The sequence below is a fragment of the Aeromonas sp. R1-2 genome, from assembly GCF_040908505.1.
Taxonomy (GTDB): domain Bacteria; phylum Pseudomonadota; class Gammaproteobacteria; order Enterobacterales; family Aeromonadaceae; genus Aeromonas; species Aeromonas veronii.
Genome location: NZ_JBFODU010000010.1, coordinates 139,544 through 155,833, shown reverse-complemented (window position 1 = coordinate 155,833; position 16,290 = coordinate 139,544). Strand labels below are relative to the sequence as shown.

The 16,290-nt window shown below is 59.9% G+C and carries 13 protein-coding genes and 1 pseudogene; 1 reads left to right on the top strand and 13 read right to left on the bottom strand.

Features of this window, described 5'->3' with window-relative positions; genetic code table 11:
- Nucleotides 1-75: 75 nt before the first annotated feature.
- The 9 genes and pseudogenes from nuoC to AB5Y76_RS02880 form a co-directional block, all read right to left on the bottom strand.
- Complete coding sequence (gene nuoC / locus AB5Y76_RS02920; protein ID WP_263717370.1) at nt 76-1,881, bottom strand: NADH-quinone oxidoreductase subunit C/D; 1,806 nt, start codon at nt 1,879-1,881, stop codon at nt 76-78.
- Between the two features lie 2 nt (nt 1,882-1,883).
- A complete protein-coding gene (locus AB5Y76_RS02915) occupies nt 1,884-2,558 on the bottom strand; it encodes an NADH-quinone oxidoreductase subunit B family protein (RefSeq protein WP_005344917.1) in 675 nt (224 codons plus the stop codon).
- 29 nt (nt 2,559-2,587) lie between these two features.
- Nucleotides 2,588-2,992, bottom strand: coding sequence for an NADH-quinone oxidoreductase subunit A (locus AB5Y76_RS02910; RefSeq protein WP_005344919.1), 405 nt, complete (start codon nt 2,990-2,992; stop codon nt 2,588-2,590).
- 193 nt (nt 2,993-3,185) lie between these two features.
- Nucleotides 3,186-3,853, bottom strand: a pseudogene (locus AB5Y76_RS02905) (IS3 family transposase); the annotation flags it as partial.
- 227 nt (nt 3,854-4,080) lie between these two features.
- Complete coding sequence (locus AB5Y76_RS02900) at nt 4,081-4,605, bottom strand: acyloxyacyl hydrolase (RefSeq protein WP_368177671.1); 525 nt, start codon at nt 4,603-4,605, stop codon at nt 4,081-4,083.
- Nucleotides 4,606-4,844: 239 nt separating this feature from the next.
- Nucleotides 4,845-6,509 (bottom strand): asparagine synthase B, encoded by a 1,665-nt coding sequence (gene asnB, locus AB5Y76_RS02895; RefSeq protein WP_263717368.1) that lies wholly within the window; start codon nt 6,507-6,509, stop codon nt 4,845-4,847.
- Between the two features lie 192 nt (nt 6,510-6,701).
- On the bottom strand, nt 6,702-7,070 hold the full coding sequence (locus tag AB5Y76_RS02890; RefSeq protein ID WP_071911449.1) for a cupin domain-containing protein: 369 nt from the start codon (nt 7,068-7,070) through the stop codon (nt 6,702-6,704).
- 143 nt (nt 7,071-7,213) lie between these two features.
- Nucleotides 7,214-8,788 (bottom strand): cation:proton antiporter family protein, encoded by a 1,575-nt coding sequence (locus AB5Y76_RS02885; protein WP_263717365.1) that lies wholly within the window; start codon nt 8,786-8,788, stop codon nt 7,214-7,216.
- 54 nt (nt 8,789-8,842) lie between these two features.
- A complete protein-coding gene (locus tag AB5Y76_RS02880; protein WP_005337281.1) occupies nt 8,843-9,592 on the bottom strand; it encodes an HAD-IIA family hydrolase in 750 nt (249 codons plus the stop codon).
- 197 nt (nt 9,593-9,789) lie between these two features.
- Between AB5Y76_RS02880 and AB5Y76_RS02875 the strand changes: the two genes are divergently transcribed.
- Nucleotides 9,790-10,854, top strand: coding sequence for an adenosine deaminase (locus AB5Y76_RS02875; RefSeq protein ID WP_263717364.1), 1,065 nt, complete (start codon nt 9,790-9,792; stop codon nt 10,852-10,854).
- 111 nt (nt 10,855-10,965) lie between these two features.
- Here AB5Y76_RS02875 and AB5Y76_RS02870 read toward each other — a convergent pair whose 3' ends face one another.
- The 4 genes from AB5Y76_RS02870 to AB5Y76_RS02855 form a co-directional block, all read right to left on the bottom strand.
- Entirely contained in the window at nt 10,966-11,952 is a 987-nt protein-coding gene (locus AB5Y76_RS02870) for a zinc-binding dehydrogenase (RefSeq protein ID WP_263717363.1), read from the bottom strand.
- Nucleotides 11,953-12,098: 146 nt separating this feature from the next.
- The gene (locus AB5Y76_RS02865; RefSeq protein ID WP_263717362.1) at nt 12,099-13,220 is read right to left on the bottom strand and encodes an alkene reductase; all 1,122 of its coding nucleotides are present in this window, start codon (nt 13,218-13,220) and stop codon (nt 12,099-12,101) included.
- A gap of 182 nt (nt 13,221-13,402) precedes the next feature.
- Nucleotides 13,403-14,938 (bottom strand): TerC family protein, encoded by a 1,536-nt coding sequence (locus AB5Y76_RS02860; RefSeq protein WP_263717361.1) that lies wholly within the window; start codon nt 14,936-14,938, stop codon nt 13,403-13,405.
- Between the two features lie 299 nt (nt 14,939-15,237).
- A complete protein-coding gene (locus tag AB5Y76_RS02855) occupies nt 15,238-16,164 on the bottom strand; it encodes a cation diffusion facilitator family transporter (protein WP_236396842.1) in 927 nt (308 codons plus the stop codon).
- Between the last annotated feature and the right edge of the window lie 126 nt (nt 16,165-16,290).

The window sequence follows — 16,290 nt, the reverse complement described above, 5'->3', positions numbered from 1 at the left end:
GACCTTTGGTGGCTTGTCCTTTTACTGCTCGTCCGGCGATCCCAATTCCCGGCCATGGCCGGGAGGGCGGATCACTTAACGGTCCACATCCGACATAACAAAATCGATACTGCCCAGATAGACGATGAGGTCCGACACCATGCTGCCCTTGATCACCGAGGGGATCTGCTGCAGGTGAGCAAAGCTCGGGGTGCGGATCCGGGTCCGGTAGCTCATGGTGGAGCCGTCACTGGTCAGGTAGTAACTGTTGACCCCCTTGGTCGCCTCAATCATCTGGAACGACTCGGCAGCGGGCATCACCGGGCCCCAAGACACTTGCAAGAAGTGGTTGATCAGGGTCTCGATGTGCTGCAGGGTGCGCTCTTTGGGCGGCGGGGTGGTGAGGGGGTGATCCGCCTTGAAGGGGCCCTCCGGCATGTTCTTCATGCACTGCTCGATGATCGACATGCTCTGGCGGATCTCCTCGATCCGCACGGTGGCTCTGTCGTAGGCATCGCCATTGCTGCCGACCGGCACTTCAAAGTCGAACTGATCGTAACCGGAGTAGGGGCGCCACTTGCGTATGTCGAAGTTGAGGCCGGTGGCGCGCAATCCGGCCCCCGTGGTGCCCCAGGACAACGCCTGCTCGGTGGTGTAGGCAGAGACGCCTATGGTTCGACCGCGCAGAATGCTGTTGCGCATCGCCGCTTTTTCGTAATCCATCAGACGTTTGGGCAGCCAGCTCAGCAGGTTGTCCTGCACCAGCCGTTGCCATCCCTTCGGCAGGTCGTGGGCCACACCGCCGATACGGAACCAGGCCGGATGCATGCGGGCACCGGTGATCGCTTCGATGATGGTGTAGATCTTCTGCCGATCGGTGAAGGTGAAGAAGACCGGGGTCATGGCCCCCACGTCCTGAATATAGGTCCCGAGGAACAAGAGGTGGCTCTGGATGCGGAACAGCTCCGCCATCATCACCCGGATCATGTCGACTCGCTGCGGCACCTTGATGCCGGCCAGCTTCTCGACCGCCAGCACATAGGGGAGGTTGTTCATCACCCCGCCCAGATACTCGACCCGGTCGGTATAGGGGATGTAGCTGTGCCAGGACTGGCGCTCGCCCATCTTCTCGGCACCACGATGGTGATAGCCGATATCGGGCACGCAGTTGCGGATCTCCTCGCCATCGAGCTGCAACACCAACCGGAAGGCGCCGTGAGCAGAGGGGTGGTTGGGGCCGAGGTTGAGGAACATGTAGTCCTCATTCTCGTTGCCGCGGGCCAGCCCCCACTCTTCCGGTTTGAACAGCAGGTTCTCCTGCTCCATGTCCTGTTTGGCGGCATCGAGCATGAAGGGATCGAATTCGGTGGCGCGCGCCGGGTAATCCTTGCGCAGCGGGTGACCCTGCCAGCTCTTGGGCATCATGATGCGGGTCAGATGGGGGTGGCCATCGAAGGTGATGCCCATCAGATCCCACACTTCCCGCTCGTACCAGTTGGCGTTGGGGAAGTGGTTGGTGATGGTGGGCAGATGCAGGTCACTTTCGGCCAGCGCCACTTTCAACATCACATCGGCGTTACGGTCGATGGAGATGAGGTGATAGAAGACGGTGAAATCGCTCTGGGGCAGACCGTCACGATGGCTGCGCAGCCGCTCATCGGTGGCGCTGAGATCAAACAGCATCACAAACGGGGAGGGCACCTTGCGCAAAAAGCCCATCACATCCTGCAGCAGTTCGCGGGGAAGCCAGACCACCGGCACGCCGATGCGCGTGGTCTGCACGGTGAAGTGCTCGGCCCCGAAGTGGGCAAACAGTTCGCCAATGACTTTGGCATCCTTGTGGTCGCTGGGCTGCCACTGGGCCATGGCGTAATTGCTGGGAAAATCACGAGTCAGTTTCATGGTCAGATCTCATCCGGCGTGCGCAGGTTGGTCACATTGATCCGTTCGCCGCGCTTGCGCTCTTTTTCGGCCTGCATCTGGGGACGGTAGATCCCCTGATCGCCCACCACCCAGGAGAGGGGGCGGCGCTCTTTGCCGATGGAGTCCTGCAGCAGCATCAGGGCTTGCAAAAAGGCTTCGGGACGGGGCGGGCAACCCGGAATGTAGACGTCGACCGGCAGGAACTTATCCACCCCCTGCACCACTGAATAGATGTCATACATGCCCCCGGAGTTGGCACAGGCCCCCATGGAGATCACCCACTTGGGTTCGAGCAGCTGTTCATACAGGCGCTGGATGACTGGCGCCATCTTGATGAAGGGGGTCCCTGCAATCACCATGAAATCGGCCTGACGGGGCGAAGCGCGGATAACTTCGGCGCCGAAGCGGGCCACATCGTGGGGGGAGGTGAAGGCGGTACACATCTCTACGTAGCAGCAGGAGATGCCGAAGTTGTAAGGCCAGAGGGAGTTTTTGCGGCCCCAGTTGACTGTGTCTTGCAGCACCTCCTCGAGGCGGCCCATCATGATGCCGCGCGTCGCTTCTTGCGCCAGTGGGTCATCGACGGTCTGGCGCTGCTCCTGGGGGTAGCGCTCAACGGGTGCATCCGGGTCAATCCGGGTCAGGGTGTACTTCATGGTGCAACCTCAAGGAAAGGGTCTGTGGTTCAATCACTGTTTTTGTTGTTCAACTGCGGTTTGCGCGGTGACCAGTCCAGTGCGCCGATGCGCCAGAGGTAGATCAGGCCGATAAGCAGCAGTCCGATGAAAATGGTGGCTTCAATAAAGCCGACCCAGCCGCTCTCCCGCACGGAGACAGACCAAGCAAACAGGTAAAGGGCCTCGACGTCGAAGATGACGAAGAACATGGCGACCAGATAGAACTTGGCGGAAAAACGCAGGCGGGCACTGCCGACCGAGTCGACACCAGATTCAAATGGCTTGTTCTTGGTGCGGCCGTAGGCGCGACCTCCCAGCAGGGCAGCGAGGCCTATCATCACCAGACAGATGGTGATGGCACCGATGACATAAATGGCAAAAGCCCAATGTTGAGCAGAAATATCAGCAAACATAGAGGTTTTTCCTAACCAAATTAATCAAGCGACTTAACAATAATGTTACGCATTATGACACTTTCGCACTGATTTACATGTCATTTTTACGGGTTAATTATTAATCGGTTAACCGGTAATTAAATTTTGTTAAGAAGCGCACTTTTTTGTTGGTTATGGCGGGCGGGAAAGGCCTGGAAAGCGTAGTGGTCCAACTAAATACGGACATTTGGTTAGGCCGTTCCTTGGCTTTTGCTGGCAGCATCCCATAATTCTGGCGATGTGGACGCTGCCAGTTGTAGTAATCCATCAGCCGTTATCCCAGCAGTTACTACTACGGCTCATGTTCTGGGTCATGCGATAGTGCCACCGTCGTTGCGGAAAGGCCCAGTTGTCGTGTCGGTTACCCAGGCAGATTGAAACGACACCTGAGGGGAAAGCCCGCTCCAGATTGTCCATATCGAGCACTTTTGTTCTCAGTACTGCATCAGGTTTGTCAGACACTGCTCAACCCATGACCCGCTGGTTATGCAGGGCGAGCATTGCGGCCAAGGTAATGCTAACGAGCGCCTGCTCAGCCGTCGGTGGTATCTCCACATCACACTTGATTGGGTTGCGGAAGATCAATTTTTCGGGCCAGCAGATTGGGAATGTCCGGTCGTTTTGACCGTTCAACACCTATAGCGGTGTGCGCCCGGTTGTTTGGATGCCAGCCCGTCTTCCTTTATCAGGTTACGTACTTTGACTCGGCCAAGCTGATACCCACAACATCCGCATCACCGACATCAAGGGGTTGCGGCCTGCTGAGCTCTGGCTCGCTGTGAACAACCGCCGCAGTTGCATGCGCTTACGGTTAATCACTCTCCTGCGAGCCAGATAGTCGTCTCAGCAGATCACTCCCTTCTCGCATCCAGATGCCACTCCGGTAGTTCTTCTAGCTGCACGGCGATACTTTTTTTCTCGGTGGCTGCATTGCTGGCCAGTCGGCTATGACGCCTATTTTGTGTATATCACAATTGGTCAACGAGGCTATGGGCATGTCGTTTTGAGCAATGTACACCTGCTTGTATCCAGCAGCGCAGTCTGCAGTCTAAGGAATGGGTTTGTAGTCAAAAACGGTACTCGATATGGAGGGTATGGCTGTCCAGCCCCGGATTCTTGTCATACATATGGGCGTTGGACATGTGCTCATACTGATAGCCGATCAGCCAATTCTTGGTGATGGCGTAGCCGAGGCCGATCCCCAGAGCGAACTGGAAGGGGCCGCCGTAATCCTTGTAGCCGTGGCCGCGAGTGCCAAATTGGTACTGATCGAGCCAGACCATTTCGCCGGGTAGCCAGGTCACCCAGTTACCCCATTGGCATTCGATACGGGCGCCGCCCCCCAGTCTGGCGGTCTCTTCATCTTCTACCTTGAGCGTTCCGGCACGTACCCCCAGTCCAAATTGACAGCCTGAGTCTCCCCAGCGCCAGAACATGTGGTGGAACTTGGCGTCGGCGATGTTGATGTCGAGCTTTTCATTGCTGAAGGCCTTGCCAAGCTGCAGTACCACGATATTGTCATTCGCCATTGCAGACGGACTGGCGAGCAGTGCTGTCAGCAGGCCGAACCTTGATAGAGTGTTAGCGTCCATGCCCCCTCCCGATCCTTGCTGTCATCCTGGTGATCACCCTTCAGGCATAGTCAATCGACGCGCTTCCTGTCAATGCATGGTCACTCGGTAAAAAAATTAAATATTTATGAAAAATCAACTATCTGCGATGGTCTGATGTGATTTGGCGTGCGTGACCGCGGGGAGATGAAAAAGCCCTTCACCATGGTGAAGGGCTTTTTGCTATCTGGCGTTAGCCGCTGGGGTCGCCCCGCTCTGGCTTAGTAGCCCTGCTGGTGCACGTCCATCACAGCGCGGCCTGACGGGTCGGCCATCTCCTTGAACTTGGCATCCCACTCCAGCGCGGTAGGAGTGGAGCAGGCGACCGACTTGCCGTAGGGCACGGTGCGGGCGGCGGCTTCCAGCGGGAAGTGCTCGTCGAAGATGGCGCGGTAGAAGTAGGCCTCTTTGGTGAGCGGGGTGTTAATGGGGAAGCGGAATGCGGCCGCCTCGAACATCTGATCCGTCACTTCCTGTTCCACCATGGCTTTCAGGCTGTCTATCCACGAATAGCCTACTCCGTCGGAGAACTGCTCCTTCTGGCGCCATGCCACTTCGTGGGGCAGCAGATCCTCGAACGCTTCGCGCAGGATGTGCTTCTCGATCTTGCCCTTGCCGCACATCTTGTCGGCGGGCTGCAGGCGCATCGCCACGTCCATGAACTCCTTGTCGAGGAAGGGCACGCGACCCTCGACACCCCAGGCGGCCATCGACTTGTTGGCGCGCAGGCAGTCATAGAGGTGCAGTGAGGCAAGCTTGCGCACGTTCTCTTCGTGGAATTCGCGAGCGTTGGGCGCCTTGTGGAAGTAGAGGTAGCCACCAAACAGCTCGTCGGAGCCTTCACCGGAGAACACCATCTTGATCCCCATCGCCTTGATGTAGCGGGCCATCAGATACATGGGCGTGGAGGCGCGGATGGTGGTGACGTCATAGGTCTCGAGGTGATAGATGACGTCGCGCAGGGCATCCAGACCCTCCTGCACGGTGAAGTGGATCTGGTGGTGGATGGTGCCGAGGTGATCAGCCACCTTGCGGGCGGCGGCGAGATCCGGCGACCCTTCCAGACCGACGGCGAAGGAGTGCAGTTGCGGCCACCAGGCTTCGCTCTTGCCATCGTCCTCGATGCGGCGCGCCGCATAGAGCTTGGTGATGGCGGAGATGACGGAGGAGTCCAGTCCGCCGGAGAGCAGCACGCCATAAGGCACGTCGCACATCAGCTGGCGTTTGACCGCGGCTTCCAGCGCGGCTTTCAGCTCGGCCTTGTCGCTGACGTTGTGCTCGACCGCGCTGTATTCCATCCAGTCGCGCTTGTACCACTGTTTGAGCTCGCCATCCTTGCTCCACAGATAGTGTCCCGGCGGGAAGGTTTCGACGCTCTTGCAGACCGGCACCAGCGCCTTCATCTCGGAGGCGACATAGAAGTTGCCGTGCTCGTCGCGGCCGGTATAGAGGGGGATGATCCCCATGTGGTCGCGACCAATCAGGTAGGCATCCTGTTCGGCGTCATAAAGAATGAAGGCAAAGATGCCGTTGAGATCGTCGAGAAACGCCGGGCCCTTCTCTTTGTAGAGAGCCAGCAGCACTTCACAGTCAGATTTGGTCTGGAACTGGAAGTCGACCTTGAGGGTTTTCTCCAGCTCTTTGTGGTTGTAGATCTCGCCGTTGACCGCCAGCACATGGGTGCGCTCGGGGTTGTAGAGCGGCTGGGCGCCATTGCCCGGGTCGACGATGGCCAGACGCTCGTGCACCAGAATGGCTTTGTCTGAGCTATAGACGCCGGACCAGTCAGGCCCGCGGTGACGCAGTCGCTTGGACATCTCCAGCGCCGATTTGCGCAGGGCTACTGCATCGGACTTGATATCCAGAATGCCGAAAATTGAACACATTGGCGGTAATCCTCTTGATTTTTATATGAGCCCCCCACGTTTGGGCTCGAAATTCCATTTACATTCCTCGTCAGACACAATGCCTAGCGGAAAAACCTTTTGCAAGCGGGAAAACCGCAGAAAATCATGCCGTAAGCGTCAAGCGGATCAACAGGATAAGGGCTGCTGCAACGGGGCAGGGTGACGTGAACGTCAAGCCGAGGCGGGTTCGAAGATCACATAGACCTTGCGACAGGGGGTGAGGGTCTCCCACTCACCGACAAAGCCGGCGGGAATGACGAATTGATCGCCGGGTTTGAGGGCCAGCTGGCCGCCCTGACTGTCGTGGATCACCACATCCCCCTCCAGCAGCTGGCAATACTCGTGCTCGGTGTAGTGGATGGCCCAGCGGCCCGGCTCGCAAGCCCAGAAGCCCACGTGAAACTGCTGGCTGGGATCGGAGTAGTGGTTCCACACCGTCTGACTCGGATGGCCTGCTTTAATGCGCTCGGGGGCGGGCATCAGCGGGGTAGGGGCCGCCTCGTGGCGATCGAGCAAAATCCAGTCGTTGAGGGTCTTCATGGTGCCTCCTTGGCTTCGGCAGATAGGAACGCGGGGCCATCCCGGCCCCGCGTTTGTTCGTTTTATTAAACGAGGTTGTGCATAACTTAAACGATGCGCATTCCCTTGCCAAGAGCCCTCGCCAAGGGCTGCTGGCCGCAGGATCAGAGCGGCTGCAAACGGCGGATCACATGGCGGGCAAAGCCGCTGCCCGCTTCGTTGTAGACGTTGAACACTGCATCCACCCCCTGCTCCTTGAGGGAGGCGATATCATCCTCGAAGCGGACGATGGCGGCTATCTTGCCGGCAAAACCGTGGCTGCGCAGCTTCTCGATGGCGTAGAGATTCCCCGAGTGGTGGGGCATCGCCAGCAGCACCAGATTGACCTGATTGGAGAGCAGCACCTTGTCCCAGAAGTCGGTATCGGTAGCATCCCCCTCGATGACGTTCATCCCCTGGGCGCGCAGGGTCGGCAGCTTCTCGCTGTCGTTCTCCACCCCGAGAATGACGTTGCCGTACTTGTTCTCCAGCTCGAAGTAGGCCCCCTGACCGATCCGCCCCATGCCTAGGATGATCACCTCGGCATCGCCCAGCTCGATGGGCCTGTCTTCCGGATGGAGGTTGCTCGCCTGCAATCCCCGCAGCCAGTGGCCGATGCGGTGGTAAATGCGCTCGCTCTGGGCATTGAGGGGAGCGGAGATCATAAAGCTCGCCGCCAGTGCCAGCGAGACCGCCACCAGCCACTCGTGGGAGAGCCAGCCCGCCTTGGCGGCAATGGCCGCGACGATCAGGCCAAACTCCGAGAAGTTGGTGAGCGCCAGGGTCGAGAGCAGGGCGGTGCGCACCCTCAGGTGAGCGCCGCTGTAGACCAGATAGTAGAGGACACTTTTGAGCGGCAGGGCCAGCACCAGCGCCAGTGCCAGCAGCATGGTGTCGTGGGTCGGCAGGCCGTTGAGGCCGATGGTGAGAAAGAAGCAGACCAGAAAGAGGTCTTTGAGGTTGAAGAGCGCCTTGGCAAGCCCTGCCGCAGCCGGATGAGAGGCGAGCATCATGCCGATGATCAGTGCCCCGAGATCCGGTTTGAGGCCGACCACTTCAAAACCGGCGGCCCCGACCACCAGCGCCAAAAACACCCCGAACAGCACCTGCAGCTCGCCGTGCCCGGCACGCTCCAGCAGCTTGAACAGCAGCGGGCGCAGCAGCGGCAATCCCAGTACCCAGAGCGCCCAGATACTGGGCCACTTGCCGCTGGAGAAGGCCAGAAACGCCACGGCGAACACATCCTGCATCACCAGCACCCCGATGGCGATGCGGGCGTAGAGGGCATTCATGTCGCTGCGATCTTCCAGCACCTTGACCGCAAAGACAGTGCTGGAGAAGGAGAGGGCAAAGCCCAGCAGCAGCGCCAGCTTCCAGTCCAGCGACAGGGCAAGTTCAAGCCCCAGTCCCTTGCAGACCAGCAGTACCACGGTAAAGAGCAGGGTGGAGAGCAGCAGGTGCAGGCTGGTGGTACCCCACACATCGCGCCGCATCAGGGTCTTGATATTGAGCTTGAGACCGATGGTGAACAGCAGCAAGGTGACGCCGAGATCGGCTACCTCGCTCAGGGCAGGAGTATTTTCATATCCCATGCCGTTGAGGATAAAACCGGCGGCCAGAAAGCCGAGCAGGGGGGGCAGGCCAATCAGATTGACTACCATGCCGCAGCCAAAGGCCACAGCGATCAGAATGGGTTCCATAACAGATCCTGCAAGGGCAGGAGAGACCTGCCCTGTTTAACGCTTGGGTGGTGATTAGACGATATCGATGTCGACCACGGAGTCGAAAATATGGTTCGGGCGAAACGGCATGCGGTCGATATCAGCGACCTTGCTCACCCCGGATAGCACCAGCACCGTCTCGAGACCGGCCTGAAAGCCCGCCAGAATGTCGGTGCGCAGGTTGTCGCCGATGATGATGGTGTCGTCGGAGTGGGCCTCCATCCGGTTGAGCGCCGCACGGATGATCCAGGCGCTCGGCTTGCCGACATAGAACGGCTTCTTGCCGGTCATTCGCTCGATGGGGGCGCACAGGGCGCCACAGGCCGGGTGCATCATGGGGCCGTGGGTATCGGGGTTGGTGGCGATAAAGCGGGCCCCCTGATCGACGAACTTGGCCCCCTGTTGCATCATGGTCCAGTTGTAGTTGCGGGTCTCGCCAACCACCACGAAGTCCGGGTCTATGTCGGTGATGGTGAAACCGGCCTTGTAGAGCTCGTGGGTCAGCGCCCCTTCACCGATCACATACGCCTTCTTGCCATCCTGACGCTTGAGGAAGTCGGCGGTGCCCATGGCGGAGGTATAGAAGCACTCCTCCGGCACCTCGATCCCGGCGGAACGGAAGCGGTTTTGCAGATCTTTCTGGGTCTGGGCCGGGTAGTTGGTGAGGAACAAGAGCTTGCTGCCCTGCTCCAACAGGCGATGGACGAAACGGTCGGCACCGGGGATGAGATCGTTGTTGTGTAGGATGACACCGTCGATATCGCAGATGACGTTCTTCTTCATGAAAACTCCTTGTCAGGGCGCAGGCGAGCCGCCAATCGTTAAGATGTTCAATCATTTATGATTTTTGTGACGCCATTATAAGTCTGTTTGATGACAAGTCTCCCCTGTCTCGCCACTTCGGTGCACAATAAAGCTGCCGTCGGGTCAGTCTGGTGGAGGGGCTGACGCCGGATCACTTTGCTGATGGAGCCGTCGCTATGGACACCCCGATTCCCAAGCCAGTCACACCCGAACACCTCACCGCCGCGCAATTTATCGCCGGACTGCCGAAACTGGAGCTGCACCTGCATATCGAGGGCAGCCTCGAACCCGAGTTGATGTTTGAGCTGGGCCGCCGCAACGGTGTGCCACTGCCCTGGCCCGACGTGGCCAGCGTGCGCGCCGCCTATGACTTTGACTGCCTGCAATCCTTTCTCGACCTCTACTATCGCGGCGCCAGCGTGCTGGTGACCGAGCAGGACTTCTTCGACCTCACCTGGGCCTATCTTGAGCGTTGCGCCGCCGACAAGGTGGTGCATGTGGAGATCTTCTTCGACCCGCAGACCCACACCGCCCGCGGTATCCCCTTTGCCACTGTGCTGGGCGGCATCGAGCGGGCGCTGCAGACCGGGGAGAAGGAGCTTGGCATCAGCTGGCGCCTTATCATGAGCTTTTTGCGCCACCTCAGTGAAGAGGATGCCTTTGCGACGTTGGAAGAGGCTATGCCCTTCTTGTCACGCATTCACGGCATCGGCCTCGACTCGGGTGAAAAGGGCAACCCACCGACCAAGTTTGCCCGGGTCTTTGCCAAATGCCGCGAGCTGGGGCTGCCGGTGGTGGCCCATGCAGGTGAAGAGGGGCCTGCCGACTACATCTGGCAAGCGATCAACGAGCTGCAGGTATGCCGCATCGATCACGGAGTGCGTTCGGCAGACGATCCCGAGCTGCTGCGCTATCTGTCCGATACCTGGCTGCCGCTTACCGTCTGTCCCCTCTCCAACACCCGGCTCAAGGTGTTCGGCGATATGGCCCAGCACAATGTGTTGCGGCTGCTGGAGCAGGGGCTCTGCGTCACCATTAACTCGGACGACCCCGCCTACTTTGGTGGCTATATGAATGCCAACTTTGCGGCGCTGGCCGATGGCCTTGGCGCGACCATGAGCCAGCTCTGCCGCTTGTCGCTCAATGCGGTGGAGGCGAGCTGGCTCTCTCTGGCCGACAAGGCGAGGCTGACCCGGGAGATCCGCAGTTATGCCGAGACCCACGGGGTGATCCTGAATTGAGTCAGGCGCCAATGAAGTCGAGATGACATGCACTATATAAAGAGAGACCCGCCATCACTGGCGGGCCTCTCTCATTTCAAAGACTGGTGTGGTTATCGGGAAAGGTCAGCGTTATGCCACTCGCACCAGAAACTTCTCACCCCGTCCTTCGCGCTTGAAGCGCTCGAGCAGGGTAGGCAGCGCCTCGAAGTCGCCCACCACCAGCGGCGGCAGGGTCAGCTCGCCGCTCGCCATCTGCTCCATCATGGCGACACCGGCGGCCACCAGCCGGCTCCACTGCTTGTCGGTGCCAAAGGCGTGTTGGGCACCCAGTGCAATCTCGTGCAACGAATGGCAATGGCTAAAGGCGGGTAGCGGGTTGTGCGGGATGCGTCCGAGCACAGTCACCATATGACCGTAGTAACCAAGGGCGGGCAGCAGGCTCTCGGCCTGTTGGCTGGAGACCAGATCGATGATCCCCTCAAACGGCTCGTTGCCGTTGGCCGCCTGTAAAGTGGCCAGCCAGTCGGGATCCCGATAATCGGCCACCCCCTGCACACCTATCTGCTTGAGCCAGTGATGGTGGCGTGAGCTGGCACTGGCAAAGACCCGCGCTCCTTGCTGGAGGGCGAGCTGTACCGCAAAACGGCCGACACTGCTGCCGGCACCTGTGATGAGCAGCGCTTCCCCGTGCAGGCGCGGCAACTTGGCCAGCGCCTGCCACGCGGTGAGGCCGGGACAGGGCAGGGCGGCGGCCGCCTCGTCACTCAGGGCATCGGGCACCGGCAGCAGGGCGCGGGCCGGTACCCGGGTGTGGCGGGCAAAGCTGCCGTGGTGGCGCAGGTCGGTGTGATAGGCGACCCGGGCACCGAGGCGCAGATGGCTGACGTTGGTGCCGAGGGCCACGATAGTGCCCATGCCATCGACGCCGGGCACCTGACCGTCCTGCCAGTTGGAGTGGCCATATTCGATCAGCTTCCAGTCCACCGGATTGAAGGCGATAACCCGATTGGCTACCAGTACCTCGTCAGGGGCGAGCGGTGCCAGGGGCAGATCGGCGAGGGTAAGCTGGGTCGGTTCACCGGGGGCATGCCAGCACCAGGCTTGGGTGTGATTCATGATGACTCCTTGTGAAAGCGAGGGGAGAGAACAACGAGGTCATTGCAAAAGCAATACAGAGAAACTGCCACTGCTGAGAATGGGCAACAATACGACAGGCCCCAACCTGTGGGGCCTGCGTTACGTGGCCGGTTGGCCATCGACAATCAGCGGCTGGTGGTTGCGTCATCGGCCTGATAGACGGGGTAATCGGTCAGCCCCTTCTCACCGCCGCCAAACAGGGTGGCCGGATCGTGGGGGGCCAGCGGATAGCCGTGGCGCAGCCGGTTCGGCAGATCCGGGTTGGCGACGAAGGGGCGGCCAAAGCCAATCATGTCGGCCCAGCCCGCTTCGAGGGCGGCGCGAGCCCGCTCGCCATCATATTTGCCGGCATAGATCAGGGTGTTGGGGAAGGCATCCCGCAGACCCTGCTTGAAGTTCTCCGGCATCAGGGGAGCATCGTCCCAGTCCGCCTCGGCAATGTGCAGGTAGGTGACATTGAGCTGGCCCAGCAGACGGGCGGCCGCCAGATAGGTCTCCTGTGGATTGGCATCGACTGTGCCGTTGAGGGTGGTGAGCGGCGCAAGACGCACCCCGACACGTTCGACCCCGATTTCGCTACTGACCGCCTCGGTCACCTCTTTGAGAAAGCGCAGCCGGTTTTCCAGCGTTCCGCCGTAACTGTCGGTGCGGGCGTTGGATTCGGAGTCGAGGAACTGGTTGATCAGATATCCGTTGGCGGCGTGCAGCTCGATGCCGTCAAAACCGGCGCTAATGGCGTTGCGGGCCGCCTGACGGAACTGGCCCACCACCGCATCGATATCGGCCTGGGTCATGGCGCGCGGAGTGACGGTCTCGACAAAGCCCGGCGCATCGCTGCCGTTATCGACGAACACCTTGACGCCCACTGCGGGCAGGGCTGAAGCGGAGATGGGCTGGGCGCCGCCGATGTTATCCGGATGGGTGACGCGGCCCACGTGCCAGAGCTGGGCGAAGATGGTGCCCCCCTTGGCGTGCACGGCATCGGTCACCAGTTTCCAGCCAGCGATCTGCTCTGCGCTGTAGATGCCAGGCGTCCAGGCGTAGCCCTTGCCCATGGGGTCGATTTGGGTGCCTTCGCTGATGATCAGGCCCGCCTCGGCGCGCTGGGCGTAGTAGCTCGCCATCATGGCGTTGGCCACATCACCGGGCTGACTGGCACGGGAGCGGGTCATGGGGGGCATGACGATGCGGTTGGCAAGGTGCAGCTGGCCAAGGCGCAGCGGGCAGAACAGGTGATCGTGGCTCATCTTGAGTTCCTCGTGGTGGAAGTGAGGCCACTTTATGCCGCCATCTTGTTGTGAAAAAGAGGGGTAATTGCACAAGAGAATTGTGCTTGATGCAGCAATCAGTGCAAACCGCCGGGAAAGAGGCGTTTAGGCATAAAAAAGAGGGCCGTCTGGCCCTCTTTTGTATTCTGCTGGTGGCAGGCTCAAGCCGCGGCGGGCATCACTTTCACCCGCTCGATGCGCCGCTCGCTCACCTCGATCACCTCGAAGTTGAGCTGCTGCAGTTGCAACTGCTGACCCGGGGTGGGCAGGGTGCCGAAGTGGGAGAGCAGCATGCCCGCCAGGGTCACGTATTCATCGCTCTCGCTCACCAGCCCCTCGTGCTCCAGCACCTGCTCCACATGGTGGATGTTGGTGCTGCCGTTGATCAGCCACCCTTCGCCATCGCGCACGATATCCGGGGTTTCGTCCTCGTCCGGCAGCTCGCCGACGATGGCCTCCAGCAGATCGTGGGTGGTGACCAGCCCCTGGATCACGCCAAACTCGTCGGAGACCAGAATAAGGCTCCCCTTGGCTTTGCGCAGCTCCGCCAGCAGGCGGATCACGTTGATGGTCTGCGGCACGATGATGGGATCGTTCTGCTTGGCCAGTTCGCTCAAAGATTGCCCTTCGTTCAAGGCAAACAGCAAGTCCCGCGCCTTGACCACTCCGATCACCTCGTCCAGATCCCCGTCACAGATAGGGAACAGGCTGTGGGGCTCGCGCAGCAGCAGGGCGCGGATCTCGTCGATGGAGTCGTTGATATCGATCCAGGCCATCTCCGAGCGCGGGGTCATGATGGTGCGAATGGAGCGCTCGGCCAGCGACAGCACGCCGGTCACCATATAGCGCTCCTCCTCGCCAAAGCTCACCGGCGCTACGGCCGGGGCATCCAGATCGTCATCCGGCTGATCCTGATAGGCCTTGCTGCCCATCAATTTGAAGATGGCGGCGGTGGTGCGCTCGCGCAGCGGCTGTTTGGATTCGTGACGCATGGCGCTGCGCTGGGCCAGCTGGTTGAAAAACTCGATCAGCACCGAGAAGCCGATGGCCGCGTAGAGGTAGCCCTTCGGAATGTGGAAACCGAACCCTTCCGCCACCAGGCTGAAGCCGATCATCAGCAGGAAGCTCAGACAGAGCACCACCACGGTGGGGTGGGCGTTGACGAAGCGGGTCAGCGGCTTGGAAGCGAGCACCATCACCACCATTGCGATGGTCACGGCGGCCATCATCACGCCAAGGTGTTCCACCATGCCGACGGCAGTGATGATGGAGTCGAGCGAGAAGACCGCATCTAGCACCAAAATTTGGGCGATCACCACGCCGAAGCTGGCGTAGGCGCCAACCGGGCCATCATCCTGGGGCTTGGCTTCCAGCCGCTCATGCAGCTCGGAGGTGGCCTTGAACAGCAGGAACAGGCCGCCCCCCATCAGGATCAGGTCCCGACCGGAGAAGGGGTGATCCCACAGGTGCAAAATCGGGGTGGTCAGGGTGACCAGCCATGACATGACGCTCAAGAGCCCAAGTCGCATCAGCAGGGCCAGCGACAGGCCGATGACGCGTGCCTTGTCCCGCTGGGCGGGGGGCAGTTTTTTCACCAGGATGGCGATAAAGACCAGGTTGTCGATCCCCAGCACGATTTCCAGAATGATCAGGGTAAACAGACCAATCCAGATGTGGGGATCCAGCAGCAATTCCATTGTATGACCTCAATAAAAACAGACAGAGCAAACAGTGATCACGGCGCACGATGGCCGCAGTAACAGCAAGGCAAAGGTGTTATTCAGAGGCGCTGATTAAGCAGAAAAAGATAGGCTTTGACAGAGAGAGACGAAGGGCAACTTCGGGGATTGTCCATGATGGGCAATAAAACCTCGGGTGAAAAATGAGCCCTGATGATAGCGGCTGGCGCCAATTTGGCAAGCGCAGTGTCAGCGAGGCGTGATGGGGTTGTGATGCGACAGGGGAGGCGGCGGTGCCGCGCTCCCCCGTGCGGTCGTTACAACCAGCGCTTTTCGCGGGTGAAACAGACCGAGAGCCAGGCATCCCCCAGGGTGTCGCCAAGGCGAGACCAGAGCTCCTGACGCAGGGCATCCTGACGTTCGACAGGCCACTCCTGACCCGGCGCCACCAGAATGTTCAATTCCAGATCGAAGCGACGACCGCTTTTGGCCAGATGGCTGTAGCACTCGATGCCGTGGCGCTGGCGCAGCGCCTCGATCTCCTGCTCGACTTGCCGTGGCACATCTCCCTTGGGGGCGATCTTCAGCACTTCCCGCAGGTTGCGGCCGAGCACCTTGATGGGAATGAGGGTGGCACAGAGGGCCAGCAGCGAGACCAGCACCGGGTCTATGTAGCGGTTGTATTGGCCGTAGCCGATGGCATCGAGGCCAATGGCGACCACGAAACCGATAAGCAGGGTGGCGCTGAGCAGGGTATCCACCAGCCACTCCTTGGAGTCGACCCGCACCAGCTCGGAGTCTACCTGTTCGGCAACCTGGGCTTCGATGCGATAGATGATGGCGCAGAAGAAGGTGGAGACGGCGGCATAGATGAGGGCGTGGCCAAGATCGATCTCCCGTCCGCCCTCCAGCAGGGTGGTGATGCCGCTATAGAGAGCGCCAAGGCAGAGCAGCAAGATAATGGCGCCATTGATGACGTTGGTGATGGGCTCGAAGTGGGCATAGCCGTACTGGAAGCGCGCATCGGAAGGGCGGGTAACGAGATAGGCGGTAACAAGACCGAGGCCCGTCATACCCATGCTGAACAGGGTGAAGATACCATCGAGCATGATGGCGTTGGAACCGACGAAGAGGCCGTAGCCGATGCCGAAGATGGCAAAGGTGATACAACCGAACAGCGACAGGGTAAGCGCCTGTTTTTCGGTGGTGACCAGCGTACTGATAACATGGCTGTGGTGAGCCATAAAAGTCCTCCTTTCAAATGGTGAATATTGCCAAGCGCAAGCGGTTTTCTAGCTGATATACTGCCCGCTCACATGTGAGCGGACTGGCCTGATTGCCATTGACAGGCGGCTGGCCAGTCGTTGTCG